General features: G+C 51.8%; 10 protein-coding genes. 6 read left to right on the forward strand and 4 right to left on the reverse strand.

What is annotated here, in order from left to right:
- Positions 1 to 4 precede the first annotated feature (4 nt).
- From ACO064_RS18160 to ACO064_RS18175, 4 genes are all read left to right on the forward strand, one after another.
- Entirely contained in the window at positions 5 to 3,544 is a 3,540-nt protein-coding gene (locus ACO064_RS18160; protein ID WP_421828649.1) for a SusC/RagA family TonB-linked outer membrane protein, read from the forward strand.
- 133 nt (positions 3,545 to 3,677) lie between these two features.
- Complete coding sequence (locus ACO064_RS18165) at positions 3,678 to 5,237, forward strand: RagB/SusD family nutrient uptake outer membrane protein (RefSeq protein ID WP_421828650.1); 1,560 nt, start codon at positions 3,678 to 3,680, stop codon at positions 5,235 to 5,237.
- 114 nt (positions 5,238 to 5,351) lie between these two features.
- The gene (locus ACO064_RS18170; protein WP_421828651.1) at positions 5,352 to 8,555 is read left to right on the forward strand and encodes a DUF1553 domain-containing protein; all 3,204 of its coding nucleotides are present in this window, start codon (positions 5,352 to 5,354) and stop codon (positions 8,553 to 8,555) included.
- 130 nt (positions 8,556 to 8,685) lie between these two features.
- Complete coding sequence (locus tag ACO064_RS18175) at positions 8,686 to 10,131, forward strand: DUF1501 domain-containing protein (protein ID WP_421828652.1); 1,446 nt, start codon at positions 8,686 to 8,688, stop codon at positions 10,129 to 10,131.
- 96 nt (positions 10,132 to 10,227) lie between these two features.
- Here the strand turns inward: ACO064_RS18175 and ACO064_RS18180 are convergent, their stop codons facing one another.
- From ACO064_RS18180 to ACO064_RS18190, 3 genes are all read right to left on the reverse strand, one after another.
- Complete coding sequence (locus tag ACO064_RS18180; protein WP_421828653.1) at positions 10,228 to 11,163, reverse strand: STING domain-containing protein; 936 nt, start codon at positions 11,161 to 11,163, stop codon at positions 10,228 to 10,230.
- Between the two features lie 11 nt (positions 11,164 to 11,174).
- Positions 11,175 to 12,218 (reverse strand): hypothetical protein, encoded by a 1,044-nt coding sequence (locus ACO064_RS18185; RefSeq protein WP_421828654.1) that lies wholly within the window; start codon positions 12,216 to 12,218, stop codon positions 11,175 to 11,177.
- Between the two features lie 377 nt (positions 12,219 to 12,595).
- Positions 12,596 to 13,075, reverse strand: coding sequence for a hypothetical protein (locus ACO064_RS18190; RefSeq protein ID WP_421828655.1), 480 nt, complete (start codon positions 13,073 to 13,075; stop codon positions 12,596 to 12,598).
- A gap of 742 nt (positions 13,076 to 13,817) precedes the next feature.
- Between ACO064_RS18190 and ACO064_RS18195 the strand changes: the two genes are divergently transcribed.
- Both ACO064_RS18195 and ACO064_RS18200 read left to right on the forward strand, forming a co-directional pair.
- The gene (locus ACO064_RS18195; RefSeq protein WP_421828656.1) at positions 13,818 to 14,960 is read left to right on the forward strand and encodes a serine hydrolase domain-containing protein; all 1,143 of its coding nucleotides are present in this window, start codon (positions 13,818 to 13,820) and stop codon (positions 14,958 to 14,960) included.
- A 106-nt stretch (positions 14,961 to 15,066) separates the two neighbouring features.
- Complete coding sequence (locus ACO064_RS18200) at positions 15,067 to 16,452, forward strand: sulfatase (protein WP_421828657.1); 1,386 nt, start codon at positions 15,067 to 15,069, stop codon at positions 16,450 to 16,452.
- 16 nt (positions 16,453 to 16,468) lie between these two features.
- Here ACO064_RS18200 and ACO064_RS18205 read toward each other — a convergent pair whose 3' ends face one another.
- Positions 16,469 to 18,055, reverse strand: coding sequence for an N-acyl-D-amino-acid deacylase family protein (locus ACO064_RS18205; RefSeq protein WP_421828658.1), 1,587 nt, complete (start codon positions 18,053 to 18,055; stop codon positions 16,469 to 16,471).
- Position 18,056 lies beyond the last annotated feature (1 nt).

The following is an 18,056-nucleotide window of genomic DNA, read 5'->3' on the forward strand; positions in this document are numbered from 1 at the left end:
GAAGATGGTAATCTCATTTTTACAGAAAACGGCCCTGGTTTCGCTGGCAGTGCTCAGTCACCAACTGACGCAGGCGCAACCGATTGCCCTGGCCCGGCAACAAAGCCGATCGACGGAGGTGATTCAGACCGTTCCGGCGGCAGGCCAGAAAATGAAAGAAGTGTTGACGGAATTAAGCCGCCAGCATCAGGTCAGTATTCTGTTTGAAGAAACGACGGTGAACGGTATTGTCGTTCCGGCCAACGTCCGGCTCCGTTCCGGAAAGCTGGAAAAGCAGTTGGAAACCCTGCTGAAACCGTATGACCTGATGTTTAAAAAAGTGGGCAATCAGGCCTACTACATCATTAAAAATCCGGCCAAAACCAGCGCTCCGGCCACCCAGGTGCTGGAGTCGTTGAATACACCCGTTCCACTGAAGGAGCCTACCACGGCAGGGAACCCGGTTTTTTCGCCGAATGCGCCATCGGTCACCATCGCCGACTTTACGGTGAGCGGGAAAGTTTCCAGTGAAAACGGCGAAGGACTGCCCGGCGTTAGCGTCGTGATCAAAGGAACCCAGCGTGGAACCGTGACCAATGCAGAGGGCAACTACACGCTTTCTGTTCCGGAAGCCGCCAATGGGGCCACACTGGTTTTTAGCTTCGTGGGGTATTTGTCTCAGGAACTGACCGTGAAGGCATCGACAACCGTGAACGTTTCGCTGAAACCGGACGACAAGGTTCTGGAAGAAATCGTGGTCATTGGATACGGTACGGCCCGAAAAAGTGACTTGACCGGGGCCGTCGGTTCCGTGAAAGAAGCAGAATTGAAAGAACGCCCGGCGGCTTCGCTGACGCAGGCGTTGTCGGGCCGGATGCCGGGGGTGCAGGTCAACACCAACTCGGGTCGGCCCGGCGGTCGAACCACCATCCGTGTTCGCGGATTTAGCTCCATCAACTCCTCGAATAACCCGCTCTATGTGGTCGACGGCGTGATGTTGCCGCAGGGAACCCAAAACCAGTTCAGTTCGGCCATCGACTACATCAACCCGAACGACATCGTTTCGGTGGAAGTGTTGAAAGATGCCTCCTCGACCGCCATTTACGGGGCGCGGGGCGCCAACGGCGTGGTGCTGGTGACGACCAAAAAAGGGAAATCGGGAGAAGGTCAGGTGACTTACAACGTCGATTTCAGCGTGAACACCATCGGACCCAATCGCCCCCGGGTGCTGAATTCCCGGCAGTATATGGCCGTAGAAGATCTGGCCTGGGCCAATATGGAAAAATACGATCCGGCGGGCTGGGCGGCTGGCAAATGGGCGTATCTGAATCCCAAACTGCGCCGGATCGACCCCCGCGTCTGGAATTCCGACGGCAGTCCGAAATACGATACCGACTGGTTCAAGGAAACCACCCAGAATAAGCTGTCGCAAAACCACCAGTTGGGTTTCAGCGGAGGCAACGACCGCACGCAGTATTCGATCTCACTGGGCTACCGCGACGACCAGGGCTTGCTCAAGACTTCCTACATGAAACGGTATTCGGGCCGGTTTACGATCGACGATCAGGTGAAATCGTGGCTGAAAGTGGGCGGTACGCTGAGCTACAACAACCAGACGGAGAACCTGGTGGACGTCAATGATGCCGTGGCCCGCCAGATTGTGGAAGATTTTCCTTTCCTGCCGGTTCAGTACGAAGACGGTTCCTTCGCCAACAACCGGGATTTCCCGTTTGCGGAAGGAACCATGAGTTCGTACCACCGCCTGATGGGTCGGAAATACATTCTGAACACGCAAACTACCACCGGAAGCCTGTATTCCAACATCAGCCTCGCCAAAGGACTGGAAATGCGGACGGTTTTGGGAGCCAATGTGCAGACCCAGGAAGTGAACCAGTCCAGCACCCGGACGCTGGAAATTGGCGCAAACGGGACGGCATCGGCCAACAATTTCAGAGACTCGTTCTGGTCGCTGGAAAACTACCTGACGTATAACAAACAGATCAACGATAAACACGCCATCAACGCGCTTTTGGGGGTGTCGTGGCAGGAATCAAATTTCTTTTCGATTGGGGCCAGTGTCCGCAACTTTGCAACGGATTATTTTGGTTTCAACAACCTGGGTGCGGGTGCCACCAACCCGGCGGTCACTTCGGGAGCCTCCCGGTTTTCGTTCAATTCCTATTTCGGTCGGATCAATTACAGCCTGATGGAGAAGTACTTACTGACCTTTACCGGCCGGGCCGATGGCTCTTCGAAGTTCGGGAACAACCACAAATTCGCGTTCTTCCCCTCGGCGGCTCTGGCCTGGCGGGCATCGGAAGAGGAGTTCCTGAAAGGCAATGCGATCATCTCGAACCTGAAAGTGCGGACGAGCTTTGGTTTGACGGGGAACTCCGAAATACCGCCTTACTCGTCGTTGTCGCTGCTTAGTTCGAACTACGCAACCATTTACGGCGATGCCCGGGTGTCGGGTACGGGAATCAGCCGGTTGGCGAACCCGGATCTGCGCTGGGAAAAAACCGCCCAGACTGATATTGGCGTGGAACTGGGTCTGCTGAAAGGCCGGATCAATCTGGAGGCCGATTACTACTACCGCAAAACGACGGACATGCTGCTGGATGCGCCGGTTCCCCGCACGAGCGGCTACGGCACGATTCGCCGGAACGTGGGGTCGATGCAGAACAAAGGCTTTGAGTTGGGTCTGAACACGGTCAACATCGACGCGGGCGGTTTTCAGTGGAACTCGACGTTCAACGTCTCGTTCAACCGTAACAAAGTCTTGTCGCTGGCAACGCCGTCGGACATCTTCAACGTGGGTGGGCCGAACTTTACGAATCCAACCAACGTGATCCGCGTGGGCGAACCGGTCGGATCGTTCTGGGGACTGACCCGGGTGGGCATCTGGAGTGAAGCGGAACGCGAAGAAGCGGCCCGGTTTGTGAGCTACCGGAACGGGTTGACCATGTTGCCGGGTGACATCAAGTACCTGGATGTGAACGGCGACCGCGCCATTACGGATGCCGACCGGAGCATCATCGGAAACGGGAGCCCGAAAGCCTGGGGTGCTTTTTCCAATACCTTTCGCTACAAAAACTTCGATCTGACGCTGGAATTGCAGTTTTCCTACGGCAACGACGTCATGGATCTGAACATCTCGACCAGTGAAGACCGCCAGGCCTTGGCCAACAGCTACACTTCGGTGTTGAATGCCTGGACGCCGACGAATCAAAACAGCCAGATTGCCGAAATCCGCGATACGCGGGCCGGTTATGTGCTAAACGTAGACAGTTACTGGATCAAGGACGGTTCGTTTCTGCGGGGGCGTAACCTGCTGTTTGGGTATACGTTTCCGGGTGTTGTCACCAACAAACTCAAACTGAACCGTTTGCGGGCGTATGCCACGGTGCAGAATTTCTTCCTGCTGGTGAAAGACAAAATCATTGGCGACCCGGAGGTAACGCCGACCAACCAGGGCGACAGCAACAGTGCATTTTCACAAGGGATGATCTGGCACAATTACCCCAAACCGACGACGTTCATGTTCGGGTTGCAGATTGGGCTGTAAGTTTACGGTATTCGGTTTACGGTATTCGGTATTCGGTATGAACATGCGTCAGCTACCGTATCGACGGCCCGGCGAAAACGGAAAACCGTGTACCGAATACCAGATTTCAATAATTCAAAAGCACTTTCAAAAAATGAAACATATCCTTTATAAAGTGAGCAAAATCGCTCTGCTGGGGGCGGTGCTGCTGGGTCCGGTGGGTTGTTCCGATTTCCTCGATGAGCAGGCGCCTTCCAACCTGACCCCCGACAATTTTTACACCATTCCCGACCACGCCGAAGCCGCCCTGGCTTCGGTCTACGCCGACCTGCGGTTCATGGGCGACGGCGCCGGGATCTTCTCTTCCAACTGGCAGTTGCTCGAAGCCCTCACCGGCACCTCGACCACCGAAACCGCCCAGAACTCGGATTTGAACAACCTCTACGGGCTGGTTCACGATGGCAACACCGCCCACGTGGTCAACTACTGGAACGGACTCTACAAGGTCATCGCTCAGGCCAACCAGGTGCTCGACCGCGTACCGGCCATCACGCCCATGCCCGATGCCCAAAAGGCCAAGATCCTGGGTGAAGCCCGGTTTCTGCGCGCTTCGGCCTACTTTACGGCGGTTCGGTTGTGGGGTGATATTCCCCTGATTACCAAACCCCAAACGGCCACTTCGGAAGATTTTCAGCCGGGTCGCGCAACGCAGGAAGAAGTTTACAAACTGATCGTGGAAGACCTGGTGGCGGCCGAAGCGGCTGGCCTGGCGTGGATGGATGTCAGTGGCCGGGCCAACCTGGCGGCTGTCAAAACCCAACTGGCGAAGGTGTACCTGACGATGGCGGGTTTCCCGCTGAGCAAAGGGGCGACGCACTACAAACTGGCGGCCGACAAAGCCCTGGAAGTAATCACCTACGCCAATGCCAACCCAACGGTGATCAACCTGTTCACGACGTATGAAGACGTCCACCGGGAAAGTACCGAAAACCGGCTGGAGCACCTGTTCATGCTGCAATACAACACGCTGGTTGCGGGTAACCCGATGGACAACATGTACCCCAACTTCAAACCGGTGACCTTCAACGGGCCGTCGGGCACGGGCAGTACGGTGCCGGTGCCGTCGTTCTACGCGTCGTATGAAGCGGGTGACCTGCGGGCGAAAGATCAGGAAGGCTACTTCTACTCGACTTATTTTACGAATGGAGACGGTGCCCGTTTCGCATTGGGGGCCAACTACATTTTCAAGCATTTCAACCGGACGGCCAACGGGACGTCGGGGGTTCCGGGCACGCGTCAGAACAACCTGAACGTTCCGCAGATCCGGTTTGCCGAAACGCTGCTGATCTATGCCGAAGCGCAGAACGAACTGGGGGCACCCACGCAGGCGGCTTACGATGCCTTCAAGCGGATTCGGGACCGGGCAAAGCTGACGACCCCGGCGCTGGGGACGTACACGCAGGCGACTTTCCGGGAAGCGGTTTGGCGGGAGCGGTGGCACGAACTGGCTTACGAGCAGATCACGTGGTTCGACATGGTTCGTTTGCGGAAAGTGTACAACGACAAGACGAACGGCTTCGACAACTTCGTGGGCCACGTGAACCCGAGTTCGAACCAGGCGTTGCAGGAGAAGCATTTGCTGTTGCCGCTGGGCAAGCAGGAGATGCTGAACAACCCGAATCTGAAACCGCAGAATCCGGGGTATCCGAACTAAAAGTGGGTAAATTCTTGTATAATACTGGAATAGCACAAAATAAAAAATCCGAACTTGCGGTGAAAATGGTCTTACTGGTTCTGTTCGGAGTCAATGATTAGAATGAAGCTAAAAATGACGAGCCGTATTGGGATGTGGATGGCGGGATTGGCGTGCTTCTCCGGAAGTGTGCTGATTCAAAGCTGTGGTGGCGTGGAAAAACCGGCTGAAATTGAAGCGGTGGCAGATCAGCTTCCCGAGAAGGTGGATTACAACCTGCACGTGAAGCCGATTCTGTCCGACAAATGCTTTTTCTGCCACGGTCCCGACAAGGCCAGTCAGAAAGGCGGTTTGGAACTGGCCACGCGGGAGGGAGCCATGGCGGCTTTGAAAAAAGCGAAGAATAAAAAACACGCCATTGTCCCCGGCGATCTGTCGGAAAGCGAAGTGTATTACCGGCTGGTGACGACGGACGAAGACGAGATGATGCCTCCCAAGTCGTCCAACCGCGTTCTGACCCCGTATGAAAAAGCCGTTCTCCTCAAATGGATCGAAGATGGTGCGGAGTACAAACCGCACTGGGCGCTGATCAAACCGGAAAAGGCGAAACTGCCGACCGTGAAAGACGCCAGTTGGCCCAAAAATCCGATCGACTATTTTACGCTGAGTAAAATGGAAGAAAAGGGACTGAAACCGTCTCCTGAAGCCGACCGGGAAAATCTGCTGCGCCGGGTTACGCTGGATCTGACCGGTTTGCCGCCCACGGTGGAAGAGCAGCAGGCTTTTCTGGCCGACCGTTCGCCGAATGCCTACGAAAAGGTGGTGGACCGGTTGCTGAAATCACCGCATTACGGCGAGAAAATGGCCGTCGATTGGCTCGATTTGTCCCGCTATGCCGACACCCACGGCTACACCGTCGACCGCTACCGGCCGATGTGGCCCTGGCGCGATTGGGTGATCAAGTCGTTTAATCAGAACCAGCCATTTGATCAGTTCGTGACCTGGCAGTTGGCGGGCGATTTGTTGCCCCGTGCCTCGCGCGAACAGCGGCTGGCGACGGCCTTCAACCGCAACCACTCCCAGAACATGGAAGGCGGGATTATCAACGAAGAATTTCGGGTGGAATACGTTGCCGACCGCGCCAACACCGTCGGAACCGCCCTGATGGGCCTGACGGTGGAATGCGCCCGCTGCCACGACCACAAGTTCGATCCGTTTTCGCAGAAAGACTATTACAGCCTCTTCGCGTTTTTCAACAATGTGGACGAAGCCGGGCAAATCTCCTGGGACGACGCCATGCCGGTGCCGACGATGCTCCTGAGCCAGCCGAAACACGACAGCCTGCTGACCTTCCTGGATACCAAAATCAAGGCGACAGAAACCGCTCTTCATCAGACCGTTCAGAAAGAGCAAGCGGCTTTCGCTCAGTGGCAGACTAAAAACGGCGCGGCTATTCCGTTCGATTACCGGAACGGATTGCAGGCCCATTTCACGTTCGACAAACTGGCTAATGGCAAATTCCTGAATGCCGTTAGCCAAAAAGACAGCGGCAAAGTGCTCGATCCGGTGTTGGTGCCGGGCAAACGCGGCAACGCGTTTCAGTCCAACGGCGACGATATTCTGACGCTGGGCGATGTCGGTATTTTCAACCGCTCGCAGCCGTTTTCCATTGGCGTCTGGGTCAACATTCCCAAAGACGTTTCTAAGGCGGCTCTCGTTCACAAAGGCAACGGCGATATTCTGTACAATTTTCGGGGGTATTTCCTGAACCTGCGCGACGGCAAACCGGAACTGCTCATGGCGCATACCTGGCCTTACAACAGCATCATCCGGCTTGGCAAACAGGTGTTGCCGAAAGAAAAATGGATTCAGTTGACGATGACCTACGACGGTTCGAGCAAAGCGAACGGCCTGCGGCTGTTTGTGGATGGGAAAGAAACCGCTTTGGTGACCGAGAAGGACAATCTCTACAAAGACATTCTGTTCAAAGGCAAGCAAAGCGGGTTGATGGTGGGTGCCGACATGCGCGGACCCGGTTTCAAGAAAGGACTGGTTGATGAGCTCGTGGTGTATAACCGTGCCTTGTCGGCTCCGGAAGTGCAGGCACTGGTTCAATCGGCCCAGACCCTGCCCACCGTCCAGGGCGAGCCGCTGAAGGCGTATTATCTCAGCACGGTTTCGACGACCTACCAGCAGCAGCGCGACGAATTGCAGAAACTGCGGGCGGAGCGAAACCGGATTGCGGAGGAAATTCCGGAAATTATGGTGATGGAAGACATGAAAACGCCCCGGCCAACGCACATTCTCAAACGGGGTGTGTACGATGCGCCCGGCGACCCGGTTCAGCCCGACGTGCCGGCCAGCGTGTTGCCGTTTCCGAAGGAATACCCGCGAAACCGGCTCGGTCTCGCCAAGTGGCTGTTGCATCCCGACAACCCGCTGACGGCCCGGGTGACCGTGAACCGCTACTGGCAAACGTACTTCGGAACCGGTCTGGTGAAATCGGCCAATAACTTCGGCAATCAGGGCAATCTGCCCACGCATCCCGAATTGCTCGACTGGCTGGCGGTTCAGTTTAGAGAATCAGGCGGTCCGTCGCACGGCTGGAACGTGAAAGCTATGCAGAAACTGCTGGTGATGTCGGCGACCTACCGGCAATCGTCGCGCGGACGACCGGACTTACAGCAGAAAGACCCCGAAAATACGTGGCTGGCCCGTGGCCCGATGTTCCGGTTAACCGCCGAAATGATTCGGGATAATGCACTGGCATCGAGCGGTTTGTTGTCGGGCCGGTTGGGCGGAGAAAGCGTAAAACCGTACCAGCCGGAAGGACTTTGGGCGGTGAACAACACGACGTATGAGCAGGATACCGGCGAAAAACTGTATCGCCGGAGTCTGTACACGTTCTGGCGCCGGACCAATCCGCCCCCATCGATGAACACGTTTGACGCGCCGTCGCGGAGTTATTGCGTGGTGCAGCGGCAGAAAACCAGCACGCCCTTGCAGGCGCTGGTGTTGCTCAACGATCCGCAGTTTGTTGAAGCCGCCAAAGTGGTGGCCGCCCGGTCGATTGCGCCCGGCAAACCGTTGCCCGACCAGTTGACCCAGCTTTTCCGGCTGCTGACCAGCCGAAAACCGGTCGAAAAAGAGTTGACGATTCTGACGAAACTATACCAGCAGGAATACCAGAAATTCCGAAAAAGTCCCGCCAAAATGCAGGGATGGATTAACGCTGGTGAATACAAACTGACCCAAACAACCGAGAAACCCGCCCTTGCGGCCGGTGCCGTCGTCGCCAGTGCGGTGATGAACTCGGAAGCGTTTATTACGAAACATTAAATAGTTTACGGTTTACAGTATACGGTTTTCGGTGGCTGACGCGTGCTTGCTGACGCGTTTTTGTTCAGCCGCAGCCCAAATGCGTCAGCCACCGAAAACCGTATACTGTAAACCGTATACCGGTAAACTTATGAAAGAGAAACTCGCGCAGAGTCTGGCGGATACCTTTAACCGGCGGTCTTTTCTGAACAAAGCTTCCTGGGGCCTTGGCTCGCTGGCGTTGGGATCGTTGTTGCCTTCCCAGCTTTTCTCCAACCCCGCCGAACGCATTGAAACCGTGCCGAACCGCGCGCCGAAAGCCAAGCGGGTCGTGTATCTCTTCCAAAGCGGGGGACCGTCGCAACTGGAGACGTTCGATTACAAACCGTATCTGGAAAAAATGCATGGCAAAGACCTGCCCGCGTCGGTGCGGAAAGGCCAGCGGCTGACGAGCATGAGCGCCCAGCAGTCGGCACTGCCGCTGGTGAGTTCGCCCTACAAGTTTGCCCAGTACGGCAAAAGTGGCGCGTGGGCGAGTGAACTGATGCCGTATACCGGGAAAGTGGCCGACGACCTGTGTTTCATCAAATCGATGTATACCGAGCAGATCAACCACGACCCGGCGCTGACGTTTTTCCAGACGGGCAATCAACTGGCCGGGCGGCCCAGCATTGGTTCGTGGGTGAGCTACGGGCTGGGATCGGCCAACGAAAATCTGCCCGCGTTCATCGTCATGGTATCGAAAGACGCCCCGCAGGATCAGCCGTTGTATGCCCGGTTGTGGGGCAACGGTTTTCTGCCGTCGAAACACCAGGGCGTGCAGTTTCGCTCCGGCAACGACCCGGTGTTGTATCTGAGCAATCCCAACGGCTACAGTTCGTCGGATCGGCGGTCGATGCTCGACGCGCTGAAGGATCTGAACCAGGTGCAGGAAGAGATTTACGGCGATCCGGAAGTGTCGAATCACATTGCGCAGTATGAAATGGCGTTTCGGATGCAAACGTCGGTGCCGGAAGTGAACGATTTGTCCGACGAGCCGGATTGGGTGTTCGATCTGTACGGTGAATCAGCCCGAAATCCGGGGACGTATGCGGCCAACTGCCTGATGGCCCGCCGGTTACTGGAACGGGATGTGAAGTTTGTGCAGTTGTATCACCAGGGCTGGGATCAGCACGGGAACTTGCCCAAGAGCATCACCAAGCAGTGCAAAGCGACCGATCAGGCGTCGGCGGCATTGGTGCAGGATCTGAAACAACGCGGTTTGCTGGACGACACGCTCGTGGTGTGGGGCGGTGAATTTGGCCGCACGAACTACTCGCAGGGCAAACTGACGAAAGACAACTACGGCCGCGATCACCACCCGCGCTGCTTCACGATGTGGATGGCGGGGGGCGGTGTCAAACGCGGCATCACCTACGGCGAAACCGATGAGTTTGGCTACAACATCATCAAAAACCCGGTCCATGTCCACGATTTTCAGGCGACGCTGCTCCACCTGCTGGGCGTCGATCACGAAAAACTGACCTACGAATTTCAGGGTCGCCGGTTTCGGTTGACGGATGTGGAGGGTAAGTTGGTGAAGGGGATTTTGGCGTGAAAAACCATTCTGGTGACTAGTCGCAGTTTATGATGACTTCGATCACAATTCCGAAATGCTAACTATCCTATCATTCTACAACCATCCCTTATTTTTTTAAAATTCATCAACTATTTGCACGGTTGCTTGCGCATATGGGCTTTTATCAAGTTGTAATTGAAGAACTCTTCTGAAATTATTAAGTTCTCTTTGTTCAATAATTTCTTGAAGCTTAGTTCTTCCCTGATATCCCTTTTGTAAAATCATTTCAATTGCATCATCAATGCCGGTTAATGTGCTTGGCATATCGTACATAATAGCATGTGGAGCATTTTTGGGGTCTAGTTGAAACCAAGCCGGATGTCTACGAAACTTAGTTTTCATTGCATTTTCTAAAAATCCATGACGTCTATAAAACTGAGAAGCTTTTTCTCTTATCATGCCCTTAAGGTCATTAGGCATAACTACCTTTAGACTAAAATCAGTAAATTTTACGCCATCAAATACAAGTTCATCAGCATCCTGCATACTTTCTACTAAGCCTGATACAAAATTTTTATAATATCCAATTGCTAATGCCGTTGTTGGATATAAACTCAAGTGTCCCAATCTGTAATGCTCATCTATTACATTAGCATATTCCTGACAGGCCGCTTCAATACTAGCATCATTTGATTTATCAAATCGGGGCATATAAATACCGTTAAAATCAGTAGGTAATTTTATATCACTCTCAACTAGTAGAAAGGATTTTTCGCGACCCATTGCTCCCAAAAAAAGAGCCATTTCTAATATAACGTTGTCTCTAGGTTCTATGACTAGATTGTTATTCGTTAAAGTTAAATCATCGGCTGTAGCGACAAAAATACCAAAGTCAAAGTAACTGGCCATACGAAGAAGGTTATCGAAAGTGCTTTTATTTGGTTCCCAAACACCACGATCATTCCATAAAAAGCAATCTCCTATGTCAACAAGGTAAGATTTTACTTTTTCAGCAATTTGGTACCCTGCCTTAGAGGAACCAATAAATATTTTTGGTTTTAAATCAGTCATAATTATTCCTCTTAATAAGATAGTATTGCTCTTTCGATAGCATAGCTACCAACAATGTCTTTTGTTGCGTCTTCAATTAGGGTATCTAAATCTCTTTTTAAATTAATAATGTCAGGAACTAAATCGTCATTAGCTAAAGAGTATTCTGTGCCGTTTGGGCTTTTAATCGATTTTCTATATGCAGGATTTTCAATAATTTTTTGCATTTGATTAGATACTGATTTAGCAATATGTAATTCATTACCAGGTTTGTATGTTAGATCTTTTTCATCGATTGGATATGCAATTGAAGTTATTTGAAAACTTTTAAGGTTTTTTATTTCAACTTCACTATCAGCTTTTAAGTTCTTTAGTAATCTAATAGCACGTCTTAAACCATCTTTGGTGGAATCTCCTTTTTCATTAACTTGGTATATGTGTGCAAAGGGGAAATCTGCTTTAGAATATTTAGGGCCATTAGGGAATTTGTAAAAATATATTCCTCTATAATACTCATCATTCCTTTCATGTTTAGTTTCTTCATACTTTTCTGAATTGTACCAATACCCAAATACAATATCTACTTTTCTATCAAGAGATTTATTTATTATAGATATGCATTTTTCGTGACTATCATCAACTTTATCGTATATTTTTTTTAAAATATTTGTTGCTTGAATCCTCAATTCTTTTATGTCTACATTTGGATCGGATTGCGTATAGGGGTTGCTTGGATATATTTGAGGATAGAAGTATTTATCAATAATAGTAAGTAGATCGAAATCACTGTGAGCTCTAATGTTTGTATCTGTTTTTACAGAGCCCTGCGTCCTGTAGACTCTATCGAAATGAAGTTTAAGCCCGCTTTCCAAGTGGGTTTGCACTCTAGAAGCAGCAAGAAGTGTTTTATCGTTGTATTTCTTATCAATGGGATGCATTGATTCAAGTAAATATTTTACGTCTTCTGGAACCTGACCAGTACCAAAAGATCTGGAAGTTACAGATTCCTTTAATTCTCTGTCAAATTTTCTATTCTGCAGGTTTGCTAATCTGGTTGTATAATTCAGGGAAGCCATTTTTGTCTATTGAATAATTTTAAGTGTTTAGCGAGTTGTTGTATTGTTGGTTTGTAAAATTATAAATTTTTTTGAAAAAACAATATACTATTTTCATGTACAACAATTATATTGCAAAATATTATAATTTACTAATTCGAGGCCTATGTTTTCATGTGTCGTAACCAAGAATGAAGAACTATACGGGCATAGAAATCGGATTGAATTAGAAATCTAAACTAAAAGCTCTCGATATTTTCCATGATATATCTCCTGGCTGTTTGTCATTTTGAAAAATCTGAATATTGTTGACTGAGAGTAAAGTTGGGATAATATTTTCGATTTGCCGTGATCTGGAAATAATGATCAAATATTCAAACAATATTAGTTTATATAAACTAATATTGTTTAGTTAACACAACTATTTCTATATTATCATTTCTAGATATATTAAATTTATAGTTAAAGCCATCTTTTTTAAAGCCATATACTTGCGAGTTGTTCTCTTCTCTTACGTAATATTTTTCAAGTTCATTGTATAGATCATCTAAATAAGTGGAGGATGGGATTTTAGAGTGCATTGCTGCAATTGTTATTTGTCTGGGGCCTTTTGAGATCGATAACATTCCATAAGGGTTTGAAAGTGAGCTCATATACATAAATTCAATAGCTCCATTTTTGAGCTGCCTTGTTGGATAACCCGCGTTCTTAACTTGTTCTTCCCAAACAGGAGTAGGCATATCCACCATTTTAAGCATATTTGAAATATTAGGTATAACAACATTGACACCTTTGTAGTTTTTAAAATCAATGTCCTGAGAAAGGCAAATGGTTGAAGTTACTAAACTAAAAATGAGTGCTTTAGCTAAAATTTTCATAAAATATTTGATTCGTTATGTAGGTATTAAGTATTTAACTTGAAAATTATTTGGGCGATAAATGATGTGAGCTTTAAAAAAAACCAAATTTTCCCGATAACCTCTCTTTCTATTTGATGACCAAAAGGAGAGAATAATTTAACAATATAAAAATCATCATATTGGTTCTTTGGAAATATTGACAAATAAACCATATATTTTCTACTTAATTAGCTGCTATTTGTTAAATTCTTCCTTGTAATTCTTGTTTTATGTAATTCGTCCGTTTCTGAATTATGATCATTAGTCAGCGAATGACCATTATCTGAAGGATCCGTACCGGATGATAATCTTTTTCTGATTCTTCGATATTTTTATGGAGGTGTTAAGATATGTCATAAATTATGTAATTAAGTAATTTTCTGCGATTTAATTTTTGTGAGTTACATAAATTCCGATAACTCCTTATGAACATGAAACCAATTACTGGATCTTCCCTTATAACCCTTCCCCTTAAACATCTATCTTGGACGTTTGCCGTTGTATTTTCCACTTTCAATGACCGCAATCCCGTTGTCCAGCACGTGTGTAAAAACCGCACAACCATTCGCAAACCAATAGCCGTTTTACTGAACGGTACGGCACCAACCCTAGTATTAGCCAATCCCAATCCCCTCCAACCCAAAATTTCCCCCAACCCTACTCCCCTCTGCAACCATCCAACCCAATTCGTCATCTTTCGTCCATTAATCGGACAAATAGCATGACCGCGACCTCTCTACTTTCCTGCGCCCGCATGGCGTTCGTGACCTTATTCAGCCTGCTGGCGGCTTCCAGCCAGGCCCAGAACAAACCGGCTGATCCGGCTTTTCACCGGCTTGACCGGGCCGTTGGGCATCTCATGGATAGCGCGAACGTACCCGGTTTGTCGCTGGTGTGGATTCAGAAGGGGCGGCTTGCCTATCAAAAAGCCTACGGTTTCACCAAATCCGACTCAACCCAACGCGTGGATTCCAATACCGTCTTCGAAGCCGCTTCACTGACCAAGCCGCTCTTCGCCTATGCGGTTTTGCAATTGGTGGAAGAAGGGCGTCTGGATCTGGACAAACCGCTGGTTGACTACCTGCCGTATCCCGACGTGGCCGACGATGAGCGGTATACGAAAATCACGGCCCGGCTGGTGTTGAGCCACCGCTCGGGCTTGCCAAACTGGCGTAAAAACCGTCGCTCCTCCCAACTGGCGATGGTTCGTGCACCCGGCGAACGGTTTGGCTACTCCGGGGAAGGATTCGTCTATCTGCAAAAAGTGGTTGAAAAAATTACGGGCCAACCGATCAACGCGTTCATGGAAAATCGGGTCCTGAAACCGCTGGGGATGGCGCACAGCAGCTTTGTCTGGCAACCGGCCTTTGCCGCTAACTACGCCCAGCCGCACGACGAGTCGGGAGAAGTCCAGCAAAAAGGCAAACCGGCACAGGCCAATATGGCCTATTCCCTGCACACTACGGCTTCGGATTATGCCCGGTTTGTGCTGGCGCTTTTCAATGCAACAGGGCTGCAACCCGCCACGGTCGATCAGATGCTCAGTCCGCAAAGCCAGTTGACCACCCGTTTTTCCGGCTCCGATACGCTGGCGTCCGGTTCACATTGGGGGTTAGGGATTGGCCTCGAACAAACGCCCGCTGCAACCTATTTCTGGCACTGGGGCGATAATGGGGCCTTCAAATGTTTTGTCATGGCGAACCGCACGCGCAAAGACGCGGTGGTCTATTTTACGAATGGGTCGAACGGCCTGGATTTCGCTGACGAGATTGTCCGCCAGACGGTGGGTGGTCAGCATCCGGCCTTTGCGTTTCTGGGAATCAACTGGCGGGCGCAGGCGGGCAAAACCGCCAAAAACCGTTGATCAGCACGTAGGAAAAACCGGCTAACCTCAAACGGGTGGCTAAAATGCGTACTTTTAGGAACGAAGAAAACCGTTTTCCTGAATTCGACCCGTAAACCATCTGAGTATGAAGAGCAAACTGGCCCTTCCGGCATTGATATTCGTGCTGTGCAGCAGCTTTGGGACTTCCCTGCCAGCTTCTGAGCAGAAGCCAGTCAACCGGCCTCCCAACATCATTCTGATTCTGATCGATGACATGGGGGCGGCCGATGTGGGCTGCTACCGACCCCGCTCTTCGGCCAGTTCCTTACCGCCTACGCCCCACATCGACCGGCTGGCCGCCGAGGGCATTCAGTTTACGAACTACTACAGCGCGGCCCCCATTTGCTCACCTTCCCGCGTCGGCCTGATGACCGGAAACGTCCCCGGCAAGTGGCGAATTACGTCGTTTCTCGCGGACCGGAAACACAACCGCACCTGTGAACAGGCTGATTTTCTGGATGCTTCGGCGCCATCGGTCGCCCGGGAACTCAAAGCCGCGGGGTATGCCACGGCACACTTTGGCAAATGGCACATGGGCGGGGGGCGCGATGTCGACAATGCGCCCGGCATCCGGCAATACGGTTTTGATGCGTACGCCAGCACTTGGGAAAGCCCCGACCCTGACCCGCTATTGACATCTACGGACTGGATCTGGGCCAAATCCGATAGTGTGAAACGCTGGAACCGAACGGCGTACTTCGTTGACAAAACGCTCAATTTTTTGAAGCGGAACCCCGACAAGCCCTGCTACATCAACCTCTGGCCCGATGACGTGCATACGCCCTGGGTACCCGACGAAACGACCCTCAACGAGTTTCCGAAGGGAACCGAAAAACCGCGCGAATTCAAGACCGTTCTGGCCGAACTCGACGTCCAGATTGGCCGGCTGATGGCCGGTTTGAAGGACCTGGGCATGGATGAAAATACGCTCGTGGTGTTTACGAGCGACAATGGGGCCTTGCCCACTTTTCAGGGGAGTCGGTCGGGGCTGTTCCGGGGCAGCAAGCTCTCGCTGTACGAAGGGGGCATTCGGATGCCGTTTATCGTTCGCTATCCGGCCCGGACGCCCAAAGGCCGGGTTGATAATCAGTCGGTAGTGAGTGCGGTCGATCTGTTGCCCACGTTCGTGAGTCTGGCGGGCAAAAAAGGGCGAAGCACCGGCGCTGACGGCGAAAACCGGGCCGGGGTTCTCCTGGGCAAACCGACCGCTCGCAAGACACCCCTTTTCTGGGAATATGGTCGCAATACCGAATCGTTCCGTTATCCGGCTGGCCGGGACAAAAGCCCGAATCTGGCCATGCGGCAGGGCCACTGGAAACTGCTGGTCAATGCCGACGGTTCCGGAACTGAACTCTATGATCTGGCCACTGACCCTGCTGAACAGAAGGATGTAGCCGCTCAGCATCCCAAGGTGGTGGATGAAATGCGACCCAAACTAGTGGCCTGGCGAAACGGGCTGGCAAAAGAGTAAGGGAACAGCGAACGACTCACTCCGATTTTCCCGTATATCCTTTCCCCATCAACACCTGACCCGGCCGTTTCCCGTTGTGTTTGCCGCGCTCGATCACCGGAACTCCGTTGACCAGCACGTAGGAAAAACCGGTCGAATAGGCGTGGGGAACATCGTAGGTCGATTGATCGGCGACGGTTTTTTCGTCAAAAATGACGAGGTCGGCGGCATAACCGGGTTTCAGAATGCCGCGATCGTCCAGTTTAAACCGCTGGGCGGGGAGCGACGACATCCGCCGGACGGCTTCCTCCACCGGAATCACTTTTTTGTCGCGCACATAGCGGCCCAGCACCCGGGCGTTGGTGCCGTAGCCGCGTGGGTGCGGCATGCCGGATTGGTAACGTGCCACGCCCGCATCCGAGGCAATCATGGTGTTGGGGTAGCGCATGATCGTGGCCACATCGTCTTCCGACATCGTGTGGTAGACCATCTGAATGCGTTTCATGGCGGTTTTGTCCATCAGTTCCAGCACCAGATCAGCCTCGGTTTCGGCGTTGTTTTTTCGGCCCAGTTTCTGGTTGATTCTGGTGATGCTCAGGCCGTTGAAGGTGGTGTCGGCCGGGTAATACGCCACCACGGCGTAATCGTAATTTTTGCGGTCGTTTTTCTTCAAACCGGCGAGCATTTCCTTCCGGATCTTGGCGCGGGTGTTGGGGTCGCGGAAACGGAGGAGCGTGGCCGAGTCGCCGTCGGCGAGCGCCCAGGCGGGAACGATGCTGGCGAGCGAGGTACTTGAAGCGGTATACGGATATTGATCGACGGTTACATCAAGCCCCTCGCGCCGGGCGGCCTCCACCATCGCCACGGTTTCGACGCTGGAACCCCAGATCGGTTTACTGGCCACTTTAAAGTGCGAAATCTCGACCGGAATCCCGGCTTCCCGGCCAATCTGAATGGCTTCTTCGATGGCTTTTTTGACGTCCTGCCCTTCGTTGCGCATGTGCGACGCGTAGACGCCCCCGTAGCGCGACGCCATTTTGGCCAGATTGACGATTTCGGGCGTGCGGGCGTAGGTGCCGGGTGTGTAGATCAAACCGGTCGAAATCCCGACAGCACCCTCTTTCATGGCCTGTTCCACGAGCGCTTCCATCTCGGTCTGTTCTTTGGCGGTCGGTTCACGGAACGCCATTTTCATCACTTTCAGCCGCACGGTATTGTGTCCGATCATCGACGCCAGGTTGGGCGAAAAACCGCCGATGCGCAGCGAATCGAAGAAGGTGCGCAGGTTGGTGGCTGAAGCCCCGCAGTTGCCGGTGACGAGGGTCGTAACGCCGTCGTAGAGAAAATTCTCGGCACCGGGACGATCCTGCAAACTGCCTTCCACGTGGGTGTGAACGTCGATAAAACCGGGGGCCACGATCTGGTTTCTGGCGTCGATCACGGTTTTGCCCTCCGTGGCCGGGATGCTGCCGATTCTGGCAACTTTCCCGTTCTGGATGGCCACATCGGCGTAGTACCACGGATTGCCGGTTCCGTCGACCACGCGGCCGTTTTTGATGACCAAATCGAACGACTGGCCATAGGAGAACGTGCTGATGAAGAGGACGTAAAGCAGGTGTTTCATG

Origin of the sequence: Larkinella sp., assembly GCF_965227735.1 — a bacterium.
Taxonomy (GTDB): Bacteria; Bacteroidota; Bacteroidia; order Cytophagales; family Spirosomataceae; genus Larkinella.

Bases quoted from the DNA above. Each gene is read 5' to 3' on its own strand.
- ACO064_RS18160 (WP_421828649.1), top strand. From the start codon at position 5: ATGGTAATCTCATTTTTACAGAAAACGGCCCTGGTTTCGCTGGCAGTG.
- ACO064_RS18165 (WP_421828650.1), top strand. From the start codon at position 3,678: ATGAAACATATCCTTTATAAAGTGAGCAAAATCGCTCTGCTGGGGGCG.
- ACO064_RS18170 (WP_421828651.1), top strand. From the start codon at position 5,352: ATGACGAGCCGTATTGGGATGTGGATGGCGGGATTGGCGTGCTTCTCC.
- ACO064_RS18175 (WP_421828652.1), top strand. From the start codon at position 8,686: ATGAAAGAGAAACTCGCGCAGAGTCTGGCGGATACCTTTAACCGGCGG.
- ACO064_RS18180 (WP_421828653.1), bottom strand. From the start codon at position 11,163: ATGACTGATTTAAAACCAAAAATATTTATTGGTTCCTCTAAGGCAGGG.
- ACO064_RS18185 (WP_421828654.1), bottom strand. From the start codon at position 12,218: ATGGCTTCCCTGAATTATACAACCAGATTAGCAAACCTGCAGAATAGA.
- ACO064_RS18190 (WP_421828655.1), bottom strand. From the start codon at position 13,075: ATGAAAATTTTAGCTAAAGCACTCATTTTTAGTTTAGTAACTTCAACC.
- ACO064_RS18195 (WP_421828656.1), top strand. From the start codon at position 13,818: ATGACCGCGACCTCTCTACTTTCCTGCGCCCGCATGGCGTTCGTGACC.
- ACO064_RS18200 (WP_421828657.1), top strand. From the start codon at position 15,067: ATGAAGAGCAAACTGGCCCTTCCGGCATTGATATTCGTGCTGTGCAGC.
- ACO064_RS18205 (WP_421828658.1), bottom strand. From the start codon at position 18,055: ATGAAACACCTGCTTTACGTCCTCTTCATCAGCACGTTCTCCTATGGC.